We start from the raw sequence: 14,664 nt of genomic DNA, 5'->3' as shown, positions 1-14,664 counted from the left end.
GTGCAGCGATGACATCAGGTCATCAATCAGACTGCGAAGAGAAGCGTGACCCGGATGAGCGACAAACGCCACGATTGAAAAAGGAAAACAAGCTTGACCGAAAAGCCCAATTAGAGAAGCTGCCGTTCGTGGGAAGCTCGCTCAATGAAGGGTCAGCGGGACAAACCAACCGTTACCTGCAGAGCCTTCAATGGCAGGTTTGAGTTTACTAAGTGATCTGTTACGGTACGCTGTGGATTGTGGGCCGAAGGCTGGCCTGTTCTGGATGAAGACCAATCTCGCCTCGCAAAACTTTCGACATCAGGCGTTCCCTCCTACCCTGAAAGGGGTGACGCATGAGTGCTGGAAGTATCCTTGTCGTGGACGATGAAGCGTCCATCCGGAAACTCATTCGCACATGCTTTGAAGATGATGGTTATGATGTAGACGAAGCCGAAAGCATGGCATCGGCACACAAGGCGTGGGGCTGCTGCACCAAATCGGTTAGGTGAGCTTATAGAAGGCACAGAGATCGCCTGTGAGGCGCTGGACCGGGACCCTTAGGCATAACTGCGGTAGTTTCTGTCGAGCTTGAGCGGGACCGACTGGACCAGATCGACGCTTTCAAGCGCAAAGCGCGGGAGGATCGGCAGGTGATGAACTTCTACTGCATCGCCGGAGACGCTGACTTTGTAATGATCGTGGTTGCTAAGGACATCGCCGCCTACGAAACCTTTACCCACCGGTTTTTCTTTGCCGACAAGAACGTCAGAAAATTCCGCACGTCGATTGTCGTTTCTACAGAGAAAGCAACGTTGGAGTTGCCGATATGATCATTGGATATGCCCCCGTCAGCACGGATGACCAGAACCTCGATGCCCAGACCGATGCCTTGAAAGCTGCCGCAGCTGGACCAGCTCCGCGACGGCGATGTTGTGACCGTCACCCAACAAGACCGCCTCGCCCGGTCGATGAAAGACCTTCTGGAAATTGTGGAGACGATCCGCGCGCGCGGTGCTGGCTTTCGGTCCCTGACCGAGGACATCGACACCACGACACCGGCAGGCCGTCTCGTGTTTCACGTCCTTGCGTCTATTGCGCAGTTTGAACGGGAACGGATTTCCGAACGAACGAAGGACGGGTTGGCGTCAGCTCGCAAACGTGGCCGGATCGGTGGCAGACCCCCTACCCTGTCGCCTGTTCAGAAAGCCGAAGTGCGACGGATGGCCGCCAACTAGGACTGTGTGGTGGTCGACGGCGCGGCAAAGCTGGAAGACATGATTGCGGCCTGCATCAAAGTCAGCGTTTTTGTTCTGATCCCCGTTCAACCGTCGCCATACGACATCTGGGCCGCGTCGGATTTGGTGGATTTCATCAAGGCTCGTCAGGAGGTCACGAACGGATCGCCGCGTGCCGGGTTTGTGGTTTCACGTGTCGTGAAAGGAACCCGGCTTGGCAGCGATGTGCGGACGGCGTTGAGCAACGAGCTACTGGCGATGCTGGCACCGGCGAAAAGGGAGGTGGCGTAATGGCATTGTCCGCAAAACGTCCCAGCCGGGGCAATGACGCTCGCAAGCGTATCCTGCACGGAAACACTGAAACGACCGAGGAAAAGAAGCGCCTCAACGCCCAGATTGAAGAAACGCTCTATCGGAAAATTAAGGTGAGGGCGGTCGAAGAAGGCCGTTCAATCCCTGACATTACCCGCGATTTATGGTCTGAGCGAATGAGTGTTTGAGTAAACACTATACCAGCCGTTGCACCCGCGTTTCTTGAACCAACTCTTGCAGAAGCCGAGAAACGCGGCGTCCGGATTTTTCGGCGGTTCTTTCTGTCTGGCGGCGTAGGTCTGCCATTCTCCCGCGAGAACCCTTATGTCCCATGTTGGGGCCAGTTCCGTTGCTCGTTCAAGTGAACTGGCGAAAGGGGCAAGAAATAGCCACCAGTAAGCCCATCCTGTTCTGGTTTTGGCGTGCAGTTTTCCAGAAACTCAGGCTTGGGTGTCACCGTGAGAATGTCAGCGTCCAAGGCCTCGATCAGGTCATGATCAAGCCCGGCCTCGCCAAACTCACTCACGATGACAGCGATCCTTGGCCCGGTCGGGTTGGAGAGTATCCCGTTCAGGAGTGTGGTTTTCCCGGCCCCCCAGGAAGCCGGTCAGCAAGGCGACGGGCAAGCCGGTGTCGCTGGTGTGAATGGTATCTGTTATTCTGTCCCAGTTTATGTTTTGTAATGTTATGACATAATTCTTAATGAGAAAACGAGATGCCTCAGGTCAGATAAGGCAGCAACATGCCGATGCTGATGGCGATGATCAGGATGCCGCCGGTCACGTGCAGCGTTGCCGAGATGGCTTGCATGCCCTCGTGATCCTGCGCGCCAAGCCCGGCCAGCCGTCGCGCAGCGACGCCGGAGGTCGCAACGGTCAGGTTAAACGCGGCGGTTCCGAAGCCCATCGTAATCACCGCAAGACATCCCACAGCGAAAGCATCGAACCGAGCTGCAATGACCAGAACAAAAAGCGCGCCCGTGCAAGGCCTCAGCGCAATGCTCGCGATCAAGGCCACCGCATCGCGCGCTGATGTAAGCGTCGTGACATCCTTGACGCTTGGGCCGTGCGTGTGACCGCAGCAGCCATGTGCAGCTTGCTTGTTCGCGCCCATTTTCTGCCAGCTGCGCGCCCCGCGAAAGACCAGCACAGCCCCTATCGCCGCAACTGCGGCGTAGCTTGCGGGCGCCAGCCAGGCCTCTGTGAGATCCGCCAGATCACCGGAGCGCATTTGCAACAGGAAATAGAGGCTCCCGACCAACAAGATCGCCGTCATCGCCTGCGCCAGGCTGGAAAGAACCGTCAATAGACCCAGCCGTTTCAGAGTTGCGCCACTGGCGAGGGCGGCCCCGCCGATCAGCACTTTCCCGTGACCCGGTCCAAGGGCGTGGAAGAAACCGTAAGCTGCCGTGGCACTGCACAATGTCCACACGGCCAGGGGATCGCCGGTCTGGATGCCTCTGAGCGCGCCTGCCATTATATTTTGGAACGTGCGCTGTTCGCCGGCGGCCCATTGCTGGATGTCAAACCACGGCACAAAGCCCCACGCGGCGACCCCAACGGCCAAGCCACACAGGACGATGGCGCCGAGCCTTAACCACATGCCAGCACGACCTCATCCGAAAAGAGACGCCCCACATTGGGTTGTTCCGGCGTTTCTTCACGCGACAAGGCGGCAAGTTGTTCTTGCAATGCGCTTGCGGCAGCATCTGGCTCAAAGGGGATGACTTCAGCCTGACAACTCGGCGGCAAGTCCCGCTCTTCGCTCCCTGCCAGTATCGTATAGGCATAATAGAAAAAAGGATCATAAAGACGCAGAACCGCCGTGCGGCCGGCCAGCCCAGCAGGCCGGGACAGCGGCAGATCAAAAGCGACGGTGATTTGATCGTTTTCCAGGCTGGCAGTTGCATTCTTTGGTCGCCCCATCGGACGCGCCTGACCCTCGACCTCCAGATAGACGTCGCCGTTGTACTCAGCAGGCCAGTTGGTCTCGCCAGCGACGATATCTGCGCGATCAGCGGCACTGAGCCGCCCGTCCAGATCTCGGTCCAGATCAAGCGATTCGAAGAGGATCAGCGTCGTGAACTGATCGTAGGTCCAGGAGATCCGGACCGCTTCCAAATATCCATCTTGGCTGAAGATGAACCCGGTACGGGCATCGACAAAGACATGCGGATGTGCCTTGGCCGTCCCCACCAGACACATCGCAACACAGCATACAGTCAGACAGATGCGTAACACGCGGCCACCACACTCCAGATTTGATTTCAGCGTCTCTGGGAGACTTATGCGATTACATGCAACTCGCAAGGGCCGTCGAAAGATTCCGGATCAGTTGGGGGTAAAGCGCCGATCCCGGCTCCAAATCGGCGCCAAGCGGATCAAGAATGCCCGTCTTCGCCTCTGTCCCGTCGAGAACCGTCTTGACAAGACCCGGATTGAACTGTGGTTCTGCCAGAACACAATCGATCCCTTGCTCGGCGATCCGACCTTGGATTTCGGCAATCCGCGCCGGGCTTGGATCAGAGGCATCGCTGAGTGAAATTGCACCTGCGGCCGGGAAATCAAAATCCACTTCAAAATACTGATACGCATCATGGAACACGATGAACTGACCATCGCGCACCGGGTCGAGCGTGGCATTCACCTCATCGATCAACGCTTTGATCTCGGCACGCCCTGCAGCGGCATTCGCGAAATAGGCGCCCGCATTGTCAGGGTCGGCGGCAGACAGCTGGCCTGCAATCACATTGAGCCAGGTCATTGCGTTTTGCGGCGACAACCATGCGTGCGGATCATGTGCGCCGTGATCATGCCCGTCATGTCCGGCGGCCTCGTGGTCGTGATCATTGTGTCCATGGTCGTCATGCCCGACGTCTTCTTGACCGTGATCATCATGCGCCTTTTCATCATGATCGTGATGTGCCTCTTCAGCGTGATCCTCATGGTCATTGTGACCGTGGTCGTGGTCTGCGTGATCTTCACCCCCATGCGCGCCGTGGTCATGCGCTTCGAAAAGCGCATTCTCCCGGAACGCCAACTCGATCGTGCCATCCGCTTCCAGCAGTGCGGTGACGGCGGCGTCGGGTGCTAGTGTTTCAATGGTTTCCGTCAGCCATGGCGTCAGGTCGGACCCGATCCAAAAAACAAGATCGGCCTCCTGCAGCGCTGCTGCCTCAGATGGACGCAGGCTGTATTCATGCGGGCTTGCACCGGATTGAACAATCAAATCAGGTGTGCCGACCCCGTCCATGACCCGCGCGACCAGGGAATGCACAGGGGCGATATCCACGGCCACCTGAGGCGCTTCAGCGAAAGCGGTCCCGCCCATCAATGTTGCCGGCAGGGTGAGGGTAAGAAGCTTTCTGGACATTGGGGTCTCCGCGTGATTGTATAACATTACACATCGGATAGACGAAATGTAATAACATGACAAGCGACTCTGATAACTTGGGCCCCGCTGACGGCCCCCTTGGGTTCACGCATCACGATCATGGTGCCTGCGTCAGTGACACGCTTGCCGCCGCCGAAGCCCGCTGTGCTGCGGAGGGTTTGAGGTTCACGCCAGTGCGCCGGAAGGTCCTCGAGATTTTGCTGCAAGAGCACCGGGCGCTTGGGGCCTATGCCATTCTGGACCGGCTGCGTGAGGGCGGGTTCGGGTCGCAGCCCCCCGTTGCCTATCGCGCTCTGGATTTTCTGGTTGCAAATGGTCTAGCCCATAAGATCGAGCGGCTGAATGCCTTCATCGCCTGCGTTCATCCCAGCCAGTCTCACACACCCGCCTTCATGATCTGTCGTCTCTGCGATGCGGTGGCCGAAACGCATTCATCCCCCGCGCGGGGTGCCTTGGGGGATGCCGCCCGCGCCACGGGCTTTCGGATAGAGCGCACTGTGGTTGAGGCCGAAGGTGTCTGCCCGGCCTGTGTCGACAAGGCCGACGCGTGAGCCTCGTTCAGGTGGAAGACCTCAGCGTCCGCTATGGCGCACGAACAGTTTTGTCGCGGGTATCCTTGCGCGTCGAACCCGGCGAGATCGTCACGATTGTCGGCCCTAACGGATCGGGCAAAACCAGCCTGCTGCGGGCGATCATCGGGGCCGTGAAACCGGCCCAGGGGCGCGTCGCGCGGGGGGGCGGCACAAAAATCGGCTATGTTCCGCAAAAGCTTCATATTGACGAGACGTTGCCGATCACCGTTACAAGGTTCCTGAAACTGCCTGGTGGCGTCACGGCCAGCGACATCGCTCGGGCGCTTGCTCAGGCAGGTGTGCCCGATTTGGCCAAGGCGCAACTGTCGCAACTCTCCGGCGGGCAATTTCAGCGGGTCTTGCTGGCGCGTGCCCTGATCGTAAAGCCTGATCTGCTGCTGCTGGACGAAGCAACGCAAGGATTGGACCAGCGGGGTTCAGCCGCATTCTACCAGCAAATTGAAACTGTGCGCCGAAACACGGGCTGCGCCGTGCTGATGATCAGCCATGAGTTGCACGTGGTGATGAGCACATCAGACCGCGTGATCTGTCTGAACGGCCATGTCTGCTGCGAAGGCACGCCGGCCGTTGTCGCATCCGCCCCCGAATATCGCGCCCTCTTCGGGACAGGCACCGGCGGCGCTCTGGCACTTTACCGGCATGAACACGACCACGGGCACGATCACGGCGATCATTCGCACGACCACACGGAGGCCGCTGAATAATGCTCGATGATTTCATGGTGCGGGCGACCTTGGCCGGGATTGGCGTGGCCGTTGCCGCCGCGCCCCTGGGGTGTTTCGTGGTCTGGCGGCGCATGGCCTATTTCGGGGATGCCACCGCGCATGCGGCGATCCTTGGCGTGGCCCTATCGTTGGCGTTCTCGATGTCGGTCTTCGTTGGGGCCATGGCCGTGGCCTTGCTGATGGCGCTGACGGTCAGCGTGTTGTCCGGGCGGGGCTATGCGATGGACACGTTGCTGGGCGTCCTTGCCCACTCCGCACTGGCCTTCGGTCTGGTCGCGGTGTCGTTCATCTCAGGCGTGCGGATCGATCTGATGGCCTATCTTTTCGGCGATATCCTCGCCGTCTCCCGCGGGGACCTTGCGGTGATCTGGGGCGGTGCTGCTCTTGTTGTCGCTTTGATTGGCTGGCGCTGGTCGGCCTTGCTGACGTCCACACTGAACGAAGATCTCGCCCACGCCAGCGGCATCGATCCGAAACGCGAACAACTGGTTCTGACCCTGGCATTGGCGATCACGGTTGCCGTCGCCATCAAGGTCGTTGGAGTCCTGCTGATCGCCGCCATGCTGATCATACCCGCTGCCGCCGCAAGGCCTCTGTCAAGGACACCCGAAGGCATGGCCGTCACCGCCGGCGTTATCGGGTTGCTGTCCGCCACGATCGGTCTGCGCACGGCCTATGTACTTGATACGCCAGCTGGACCATCAATTGTCTGCGTCGCGGCACTGATTTTTCTGACATCCAGCATGATCAGGAGCTTCAAACCTGCACGGTGAAGCTGGGTCGTTCTCTTCATAGCAACCATCGAAGTGACCGAGACCAAGGGTCGCTTTGTCCGGATAGTGTTTAAGAAGTCGCCGTTCGAGCTGCCGATGGATGAAGCCAAAAGCTATTGGGTTTTTCGTTTCAGCCTGTTGATGCTGGTTCCGGGGCCAGCTTGGCGAGTTTCCGGAGGTTTTGGACGGTTGCAGCGAGTTGGAACTGTTCATTTGCACCTTTGGATCCTCTCAGTCGCATCATTCGCAGGCCGACATATCGCTTCAGGTGGGTGAAAAACATCTCGACCTTTCGCCGCTGGAAGAAGGAGGTCATCTAGGCACCCGTTTATCGCGGCGTATCCCTGACAAGCACAAGGCCTGCGTCTTATCGATCTTCATCAGAACCAAAGGAGATCAGAAATGGCTGATATCGTGACGCTCTGGGACCTGTGCGAAGAACTGAAACTTGACCCGCGCGAAGCCCGCGAGCGCCTGCGTGCCGCCGCCAGCGACGCCAAGATGAACGCCAGATAAACCGCCCGTTAACCTAGCATCGGTACATTCGATTGGCCTCAAATCTTGCAGGTGTTGTTGAACGTGACTTATGAATTCCGAGGAGCTTCATTGCTTGATGCGGTTCAGCACGCCGTAGGTCGCGATGCGCCAGTCGTTGAACAGAAGAAACTCAACAGGGCCACGCAAAAGTTTGACTTTGCTGCCCGCGCTCGTCTTGGTAGCGCATTGTTTGTTGGCGAAGGGAATTTCAGCTTTGCGTTGGCCTTGGCGCACCTGAAGGGTGTGTCGCCTTCATCTCTTCTCGCCACTGAATACGAAGATGAGGCTGATCTGGGCGACACGGCATATGACAATGCTGCGAAGTTGCTGAAACTTGGCGCGCAGGTCAAAACCGGGGTTGATGCAACGTGTTTGTCAAAGGCAATCGGGCCGCGTCGGTTTCGCACCATCATCTTTCAGTTCCCAAATGTCGCATCACGCGAGGCGCTCTACGGGTGAAATCCCAATCATGTTCTTGTGACACGCTTTCTGAAAAGCAGCCGCGCCCACATGAAATCTGTTGTCCTTGTCGTCATATCAACAGTGGATAGCCCGCTCTATGAGGGCGCGTTCAAGATGGATGATGCAGCAAAGAAAGCTGGCTTTGCAGCCCCAGAAATCTATACATTCACCCCCAAAGACTATCCGGCCTATTCACATCAGAACACGGCTGATGAGGAGGCGGCGATAAATGAGCACACGGCTTTCGCAATTTTCGTTTTTTCAGCCTGATCTACCTTCGGGCCTGAGTTATCAGCCCGATTTCATTTCAGCCGAAGAAGCCGACGATTTGGCGTACAAGATTGACACGCAATCTTGGCGCAACGATATGAAACGGCGTGTTCAACACTACGGCTATCGCTACGACTACAAAGCAAGGCAAGCTCGGGAAGAAGATTATCTCGGGCCGCTTCCCCCGTTTTGCAGGCTCTGGCCGAACGACTAACACATTCTGGCCATTTCGGTTCCGTTCCTGATCAGGTCATTGTGAATGAGTACAGGCCGGGTCAGGGAATATCTGCGCACGTGGATTGCAGGCCGTGTTTTGGCGATGTTATCGCGTCGTTGAGCTTGCTGTCGTCATGTGTCATGCGCTTGGAAAACCGGAAAGTCAGCCAAAAAGTCGATCTGGTACTTGAACCTGAGAGCCTGTTGGTACTTTCAGGCGAGGCGCGTAATGTTTGGACCCATGCCATTCCTGCACGCAAAAGCGATATCGTGAATGGTCAGAAACAACCCCGATCCCGGCGTTTGTCGCTCACGTTTAGAGAAATGCGTTTCGCATAATTTTTTCATGTCCAGTCAGACTGTCGCTGGTCGCTGCATAGTTCTCCAAACCATACCCTGACAGGAGGATCCTGGGTGTCTTACGATGTCTGCATGAAACAGATGCTGACAACCAAATCACTCGACGCGATGTCCCCGGCGACCACCAAACGGTACGAGGTGCGCGACCAAAAGGTAAACAGCCTGCATTTGCGTGTGTCGACCACAGGTGCCAAGGTGTTTTACACAACGGTGCGCCCGAACGGTTCGCGCAGGCGCACCAAGATCGGCCCTTACCCTGTGGTCTCCCTTGCCGACGCGAGACGCAAAGCGATGGAAATCACGCGTGATGTCGAGTTGGGCGAATTCGACAAGGCATCCCACGCCCCCGAGGAAACCGCCCCGACACTGGGCGAGGTGATCCCACAATTCATTGAGCTTCACGTCAAGCCCAACACCAAGGACTGGAATCGCACCCAGAGCGTACTGCGCAAGTTTGATGGCTTGAAGGACAGGCCTCTTGATCAGATCAAACTGGAGTAGCGCATCGGCCAGCGCAATGATTTCGGATTTTGGGATCAGGACTGCCAGCACCCGGCCCTCCCACATGACCCAGGCAAAGGCGATTACCGCTGGGGCCAGTACGACAGTCGCGAAGATGATGGTCTCTATCATTTCCAGCGTGGTACCTTCCATGGCTAATGTAAGCACGCTAAGAGATTGGCCGGCGTCCGTCAGGGTTAATCCTGGTCAATGAGGAGGCATGGTCGGGATGCGAAACTGGCATCGCCAAGCGCCTGAACGCGCCAGCAACGCATTCGACGGGATCGCCACTCGAGGATCGCAGTCCCAAACCGTCACGGGTTTGGAACCGCATCCCTGAACCGATCCGAGAGAAGATCAAGGGCTTGGCGCTGAAGGAAAGCGATCTGTCGCCGCGCGAGTTGGCCGTGTGCTTTACCGACACAGAAAAGTATTTTGTGTCAGAGGGTAAGGAGAATCAGTAGTCCGTCCAGTGGACGGATTACTCGACGAACGGGTATCGTATCCTCAAATCCTATGACCTCATCACCAGGCCGGCTTACGTCGTTCTGTCCGCTGCCGACGAGTTCAGGGACAAAACTTCACGCCCGAACCAGCTCCCCCTCTCATCGCCGCAAGCGGCGACTGCCGGGCAGCGGGCAAACCGACTTCACCTATCTCAAAGTCATCGGCTGGGGTTGGTTCTATCTCTCTACGATCCTCGACGATTACAACCGGTACATCATCGCCTGGAAGCTCTGCACGATAATGAAGGCCGAAGATGTGACTGATAAGCTGGACGTGGCACTGCGGGCTCCGGGCTGCGATCACCTTCGGTGACACGCGTCTGGCGCAGTGCGGCGCCTGCTCAGCGACAACGGCTCGAGTTACATCTCTGCTGAACTGGCTGACTGGCTGGACGATCGGAGAATGGATCATGTCCGCGGTGCACCATATCACCCGCAGACCCAAGGCGAGATCCCTCTCATCGTTTCTGCGAAACGACTGCCGGGCAGTGGAACGCTGGCACCAAACCTTGAAGAACCGCATCTCAATGGAAAACTACTACCTGCCGGGCGATCTCCGACAACAGATCGATGCATTTGTCGATCATTACAATCACAAACGTTATCACGAGAGCCTGTAAAACCTCACCCCGGCCGATGTCTACTTCGGGCGAGGCCAAGCCATTCTGGAACAACGAGAAAGGATCAAACGAAAGACCATCGAAACCCGGCGCTTGCTTCACCGCAAATCCGCCGCATAATCAAACTAACCAGATGAGCCAGACCCTCTCTTTACTCAGGCCGCCATTGGTCCCAAAAACCCTGACGACGGACAACCTGAAAGGTTATCATCCAGACCCAGAAAGAATGTCTGCCGATATCTTAAAGCCGATGATATTGAGATGACAAATGCCATGATGAAATACAGGCGAATACTCGCTAAGTTTTTTTGGGTGCGGTAAAATAATTACACGCTGTCTCTAATCTTACATCCGCTTTCGACCTTGCGCCTACCGCTCCATCCCGCGTCCAAGTGTCAGCTCCTAGACCATTTTCAGCGTGCGCTCGACCCCCTGCACCGCGCTGTTACCCCGCTCGGCCAGCTTCGCAACGCCCATGATCCGTTTGGCCTGGGGCCGAATCCGGTGAATAATAGCGGTCGATCCTCGGGTCGATTTCGTTCGGGGATGATGTTCCGAACCGACTATACAACGCGTCCGTGATCTGACCGACTTCGAAAAGCGCCCGGCGACGCGCGATGCGAGACCGTGCCTTCCGCATCCACAACGAAAACCGTAACTTCATTCAATGAAACGTCGAGACCAACATAATGGCTCATGGTCGTTCTCCTCACAGCTTTTGATTGGTGTGGCTGAAAGGCATTGCCAACTTGAATGGGTGTTTGCAGAGAGTTAGTTGCGGAGCATGAAGAGTCCCGCCGAGATGCCCCGCCTAAAGGCTTCCGTTTTCCACGCGAAATCATCGCTTACGCTGTTTGGGCATATCATCGGTTTTCTCTGAATACTGCCGATGTTGAAGATCTGCTTGCTGAACGAGGTGTGATCGTCAACCGGGAAACACTCCGAAACTGGGTGAACCGATTTGGTCGCCATTTTGCCGATTGTAGCAAGCGCGACAGACCGACTGCGAACGACAAGTGGCACCTGGATGAAGTTATTGTTCCGATCAATGGTGTGAAGTTCTGGTTCTGGCAGGCGGTGGATGCGAAGGGCGACGTGCTGGACATCCTGGTTCAAAAACAACGCAATGCGAGGGCCGCGAAACGGTTCCTGACCCGGCTCATCGATCGGTTCGGCGCGCCGCGCATTGTGATAACAGACAAGTTGAGAAGCTACATCAAACCAATTCGTCGCTTCGCTCCCGAACGCTGATCACCGCGCGCACAAGGGTTTGAACAACCGGATAGAAGGATCGCATAGACCAACCCGGAAACGCGAAAAACCGATGGGCCGGTTCAAGTCACCCGGGCAGGCGCAACGTTTTCTGGCGGCCCATGATCAGATCAACACAATTTCCCGTCCCGGCCGTTATCGTCTCACCGCTGCCTCATACCGCCACGCCAGATCCGATGCCTTCGAGCTATGGATCGACTATGCCAGCGAAATGGCCGCCTGACGGAAACGGCATCGTCTTTTCTCAATCAGGTTCAAAAACGTTGGCAATGCCGATATGAGCGCTCCGTCCTCATAGCGAGGCGATCAGGATGACGGCGCCGCCGATCCCCGCGTATGCGAGGCAAGGCCATGCGGTCAGCCGTAGGATATCGCCCTCGCGGCCGATGAGGCCGACTGTCGCGCTGCCGGCGATAATGTTGTGGGGTGCGACAGCATTACCGATTGCCGCGCCGAAGCTTTGGGCCGCGGCCATCATCGCGGGTGGCAGCGACAGGTTCGACGCGGTCGAGAGCTGGAGTTCGGAGAACAGGATGTTCGAGGCAGTCGCCGAGCCGGTGATGAAGGTGCCCAGCACACCGATCAGCGGTGCGATGAGCGGCCAGGCCGGGCCGACCCCGGCGGCCGCAGTGGCCAGCGCTCCGATCATGCCGGAATGCACCATCAGACGTGACAGCGCCAGCATGACGAAGAGGACAAGCGCGACACTCAGAAGGCGCCGCAACGCGGCCAGCAAGGCTCCACCCAATAGCCCACCGCGCTGCGTCACCAGCGCGCCCAGAATGAGGCCGAGAAAGAGGATCGTGCCCGGATGATAGAGTGGCTGGAACGCCCCTTGGAAGGTTTCTGCAAAGGTCCAGGAGAGCGCAAGCCCGCTCAGCACCCCCTGCAAGGAGGGGATCAGTCGCGTCATCAGCACGAAAAGAAGGATGAAGAGATAGGGGGAGAGATCGGGTATCAACGCGCGCAGGTTTAGCGCTCTCGACGGCCGGTGGCGGCGCAGAACCAGTACGAAAAGCGTTGTCCCGATCAGCGCACCGCCCAAGGTCGGCAGCTCGGGCCCTGCCAGGAACGCCAGCGCGAGAGACGGCAAGAGGAAGCACAGTGCGGCGAGGCCAGCCCAGCCTACGTCTGAGCGGCTGAGCGGGCCTTTACCTGCGAGGCGAACCATCAGCAACAGCAGCACGGGACCGGCGATTGCGTGCAACACCGCCGTTCTCACCGCGACGTCCCCTGCGGCGAGGCCAGTTATCTCGACCTGTGCCAGAACGGGTGTACCCACTGCTCCGAAGGAGACGCCCGCGGCATGCCCCAGAAGCGCCAGTGCCACCGCGCGAACCGGGGCATAGCCGAGCCCGACGAGCAGCGGCGCGGCGAGCGCCACAGGTGTCCCGAAGCCGGCGGCCCCCTCCATGAACAGACCAAAGAACCAGGCAATCAGGATCGCCTGGATACGCCGCTCATCGGCGAGAGCCGCGAGCGTGTCGCGAATCCGCTCGATGGCCCCAGCCTGTCGCTGGAACTCGTAGATCGCGAGAGCGGGAAGGATGATCCAGAGGATCGTTGCGGTCGAATGCACCGCCTCGGCGATTACGCCGATACCGGCCGTGAGCTCACTACCGGTGGTGCCGCTTTCCAGCCGGAACCCGGTCGCCACCAGGAATATGGCGACGGCCAGCCCCATCATGCCAGAAACCACGGCCGACCGCCGCAAAAGACCCATACCGGCCAGAATGACCAGCAGCGGCGTCGCGGCGAGCAGCGCTGACACCGGCCTCAGCGACCCGTCGTGGCGCACACCAGGTGCACAGGTGCGCCATCCCGCGCGAAGGCCGAAATGTTGGCCATCGTCGTCTCGGCGATCGCGGTCAGCGCCTCGTCGGTGAAGAAGGCCTGGTGTCCCGTGATCAGCACATTCGGGAACGTCAGCAGCCGCGCAAAGACATCGTCGGGGATGAATTTCTGCGAGAGATCTTCGAAGAACAGATCGGCCTCCTCCTCGTAGACGTCGAGGCCGACACTGCCGACAGCACCGCTCTTGAGCCCCTGGATGACCGCTCGCGTGTCGACCACCGCCCCGCGGCTCGTGTTGATCAGCATCACGCCCTGCTTCATCTTCGCCAGTGTCTCGGCATTGACCAGGTGGTGGGTCTCCGGTGTCAGCGGACATTGCAGCGTGATGACATCGCTCTCCCCGAAAAGCGCGTCGAGTGCGACATAGCGGGCACCAAGCGCCGTGCAGGCCGGGTTCGGGAACGGGTCGTAGGCAAGCAGCTTGCAGCCGAAGCCATGCAGGATTCGGCAAACGACCTCGCCGATCTGTCCGGTTCCGACGACGCCGACGGTTTTGCCGTTCAGATCGAAGCCGAGGAGGCCCTCAAGTGCGAAGTTCCCCTCGCGCACGCGGTTGTAGGCGCGGTGTAGCTTGCGGTTCAGCGCCAGGATCAACGCGACGGTGTGCTCGGCGACCGCATGGGGCGAATAGGCGGGAACGCGGGCGACGGCGATGCCGGCCGCTTCCGCCGCCGCGAGGTCCACATGGTTGAAGCCAGCCGAACGCAGGGCGAGAAGCCGGGTTCCGGTCTCGGCCAGTGCCGAGATCACCTCCGCGCCGAGATCATCGTTAACGAAGGCGCAGACGACATCAGCATCCGCGGCGAGCGGTGCCGTCTCCGGGGACAGCCGGGCCTCGAAAAACGCCAAGTCATGCGCTGCGTCGTTGGCTTTCTCGAGGTATGTGATGTCGTAGGGTTTCGTGCTGAAAACGGCGATCCGCATGGGTCCCTGCTGGTTTGTGAAAGGTGAGTTTCGGCGCCTGCTGCACCGCAGCAACACCTTGCCCTAGAAAGCCTTGGCAAGCAACACTTCCAGGCTGATTACTCTAGGCACCTTGTGCATTTAGCGTTT

17 protein-coding genes and 4 pseudogenes are annotated in these 14,664 nt (G+C 58.3%); 13 read left to right on the top strand and 8 right to left on the bottom strand.

The window, feature by feature from the left end; genetic code table 11:
• From H7847_RS25255 to H7847_RS25235, 5 genes are all read left to right on the top strand, one after another.
• The coding region (locus H7847_RS25255; protein ID WP_227272260.1) for a hypothetical protein at nt 1-203 on the top strand (203 nt) is incomplete at its 5' end.
• Nucleotides 204-545: 342 nt separating this feature from the next.
• Nucleotides 546-812 (top strand): Lrp/AsnC ligand binding domain-containing protein, encoded by a 267-nt coding sequence (locus H7847_RS25250; protein ID WP_227272263.1) that lies wholly within the window; start codon nt 546-548, stop codon nt 810-812.
• 102 nt (nt 813-914) lie between these two features.
• A complete protein-coding gene (locus H7847_RS25245) occupies nt 915-1,217 on the top strand; it encodes a recombinase family protein (protein ID WP_319799796.1) in 303 nt (100 codons plus the stop codon).
• 9 nt (nt 1,218-1,226) lie between these two features.
• Nucleotides 1,227-1,508, top strand: coding sequence for a hypothetical protein (locus H7847_RS25240; RefSeq protein ID WP_227272259.1), 282 nt, complete (start codon nt 1,227-1,229; stop codon nt 1,506-1,508).
• Nucleotides 1,508-1,717, top strand: coding sequence for a hypothetical protein (locus tag H7847_RS25235; protein WP_227272258.1), 210 nt, complete (start codon nt 1,508-1,510; stop codon nt 1,715-1,717). Before H7847_RS25240 ends, H7847_RS25235 begins: the two co-directional genes overlap by 1 nt.
• A 134-nt stretch (nt 1,718-1,851) precedes the next feature.
• Here H7847_RS25235 and H7847_RS27055 read toward each other — a convergent pair whose 3' ends face one another.
• The 4 genes from H7847_RS27055 to H7847_RS25215 form a co-directional block, all read right to left on the bottom strand.
• Entirely contained in the window at nt 1,852-2,067 is a 216-nt protein-coding gene (locus H7847_RS27055; protein WP_319799797.1) for a hypothetical protein, read from the bottom strand.
• Between the two features lie 182 nt (nt 2,068-2,249).
• The gene (locus H7847_RS25225) at nt 2,250-3,131 is read right to left on the bottom strand and encodes a nickel/cobalt transporter (RefSeq protein WP_227272257.1); all 882 of its coding nucleotides are present in this window, start codon (nt 3,129-3,131) and stop codon (nt 2,250-2,252) included.
• Nucleotides 3,122-3,769: a DUF1007 family protein gene (locus H7847_RS25220; RefSeq protein ID WP_227272256.1), complete on the bottom strand. Its 648-nt coding sequence runs from the start codon at nt 3,767-3,769 to the stop codon at nt 3,122-3,124. Before H7847_RS25220 ends, H7847_RS25225 begins: the two co-directional genes overlap by 10 nt.
• 52 nt (nt 3,770-3,821) lie before the next feature.
• Nucleotides 3,822-4,901, bottom strand: coding sequence for a zinc ABC transporter substrate-binding protein (locus H7847_RS25215; RefSeq protein ID WP_264479713.1), 1,080 nt, complete (start codon nt 4,899-4,901; stop codon nt 3,822-3,824).
• 56 nt (nt 4,902-4,957) lie between these two features.
• Here H7847_RS25215 and H7847_RS25210 point away from each other — a divergent pair, with 56 nt between their 5' ends.
• From H7847_RS25210 to H7847_RS25200, 3 genes are read left to right on the top strand one after another with little or no spacing between them, the layout of a single operon-like run.
• On the top strand, nt 4,958-5,473 hold the full coding sequence (locus H7847_RS25210; RefSeq protein ID WP_227272255.1) for a Fur family transcriptional regulator: 516 nt from the start codon (nt 4,958-4,960) through the stop codon (nt 5,471-5,473).
• Nucleotides 5,470-6,219 carry an ATP-binding cassette domain-containing protein gene (locus tag H7847_RS25205; protein ID WP_227272254.1) on the top strand — a complete coding sequence of 250 codons (750 nt, stop codon included), beginning with the start codon at nt 5,470-5,472 and terminating at the stop codon, nt 6,217-6,219. Before H7847_RS25210 ends, H7847_RS25205 begins: the two co-directional genes overlap by 4 nt.
• Complete coding sequence (locus H7847_RS25200; RefSeq protein WP_227272253.1) at nt 6,219-7,013, top strand: metal ABC transporter permease; 795 nt, start codon at nt 6,219-6,221, stop codon at nt 7,011-7,013. Before H7847_RS25205 ends, H7847_RS25200 begins: the two co-directional genes overlap by 1 nt.
• A gap of 130 nt (nt 7,014-7,143) precedes the next feature.
• On the opposite strand, the pseudogene H7847_RS25195 reads toward H7847_RS25200, so the two are convergent.
• A pseudogene (locus tag H7847_RS25195) lies at nt 7,144-7,311 on the bottom strand (transposase); the annotation flags it as partial.
• 269 nt (nt 7,312-7,580) lie between these two features.
• Between H7847_RS25195 and H7847_RS27300 the strand changes: the two are divergent.
• The 4 genes and pseudogenes from H7847_RS27300 to H7847_RS25170 all read left to right on the top strand — a co-directional run.
• Nucleotides 7,581-8,282 (top strand): annotated as a pseudogene (locus H7847_RS27300) (Rossmann-like fold-containing protein).
• Between the two features lie 84 nt (nt 8,283-8,366).
• Nucleotides 8,367-8,837 (top strand): alpha-ketoglutarate-dependent dioxygenase AlkB, encoded by a 471-nt coding sequence (locus H7847_RS27295; protein WP_227272250.1) that lies wholly within the window; start codon nt 8,367-8,369, stop codon nt 8,835-8,837.
• A 75-nt stretch (nt 8,838-8,912) separates the two neighbouring features.
• Nucleotides 8,913-9,359 carry an Arm DNA-binding domain-containing protein gene (locus H7847_RS25175; RefSeq protein WP_227272249.1) on the top strand — a complete coding sequence of 149 codons (447 nt, stop codon included), beginning with the start codon at nt 8,913-8,915 and terminating at the stop codon, nt 9,357-9,359.
• A 290-nt stretch (nt 9,360-9,649) separates the two neighbouring features.
• A pseudogene (locus tag H7847_RS25170) lies at nt 9,650-10,605 on the top strand (transposase); the annotation flags it as partial.
• Nucleotides 10,606-11,048: 443 nt separating this feature from the next.
• Here H7847_RS25170 and H7847_RS26890 read toward each other — a convergent pair.
• Nucleotides 11,049-11,183 carry a hypothetical protein gene (locus H7847_RS26890; protein WP_264479711.1) on the bottom strand — a complete coding sequence of 45 codons (135 nt, stop codon included), beginning with the start codon at nt 11,181-11,183 and terminating at the stop codon, nt 11,049-11,051.
• 86 nt (nt 11,184-11,269) lie between these two features.
• Here H7847_RS26890 and H7847_RS25165 point away from each other — a divergent pair.
• Nucleotides 11,270-11,980 (top strand): annotated as a pseudogene (locus H7847_RS25165) (IS6 family transposase).
• A gap of 69 nt (nt 11,981-12,049) precedes the next feature.
• Here H7847_RS25165 and H7847_RS25160 read toward each other — a convergent pair.
• Nucleotides 12,050-13,528: an L-lactate permease gene (locus H7847_RS25160; protein WP_227272248.1), complete on the bottom strand. Its 1,479-nt coding sequence runs from the start codon at nt 13,526-13,528 to the stop codon at nt 12,050-12,052.
• 5 nt (nt 13,529-13,533) lie between these two features.
• On the bottom strand, nt 13,534-14,535 hold the full coding sequence (locus tag H7847_RS25155) for a 2-hydroxyacid dehydrogenase (RefSeq protein WP_227272247.1): 1,002 nt from the start codon (nt 14,533-14,535) through the stop codon (nt 13,534-13,536).
• Between the last annotated feature and the right edge of the window lie 129 nt (nt 14,536-14,664).

This window comes from Roseobacter weihaiensis (assembly GCF_020622345.1).
Taxonomy (GTDB): domain Bacteria; phylum Pseudomonadota; class Alphaproteobacteria; order Rhodobacterales; family Rhodobacteraceae; genus Roseobacter; species Roseobacter weihaiensis.
The sequence above is the reverse complement of the archived record's forward strand: the minus strand, read 5'-3'. Positions and strand labels throughout refer to the sequence as shown.

Coding starts and splice junctions, on each gene's coding strand:
- H7847_RS25235 (WP_227272258.1), top strand. CDS start 1,508: ATGGCATTGTCCGCAAAACGTCCCAGCCGGGGCAATGACGCTCGCAAG.
- H7847_RS25225 (WP_227272257.1), bottom strand. CDS start 3,131: ATGTGGTTAAGGCTCGGCGCCATCGTCCTGTGTGGCTTGGCCGTTGGG.
- H7847_RS25215 (WP_264479713.1), bottom strand. CDS start 4,901: ATGTCCAGAAAGCTTCTTACCCTCACCCTGCCGGCAACATTGATGGGC.
- H7847_RS25210 (WP_227272255.1), top strand. CDS start 4,958: ATGACAAGCGACTCTGATAACTTGGGCCCCGCTGACGGCCCCCTTGGG.
- H7847_RS25200 (WP_227272253.1), top strand. CDS start 6,219: ATGCTCGATGATTTCATGGTGCGGGCGACCTTGGCCGGGATTGGCGTG.
- H7847_RS26890 (WP_264479711.1), bottom strand. CDS start 11,183: ATGAGCCATTATGTTGGTCTCGACGTTTCATTGAATGAAGTTACGGTT.
- H7847_RS25155 (WP_227272247.1), bottom strand. CDS start 14,535: ATGCGGATCGCCGTTTTCAGCACGAAACCCTACGACATCACATACCTC.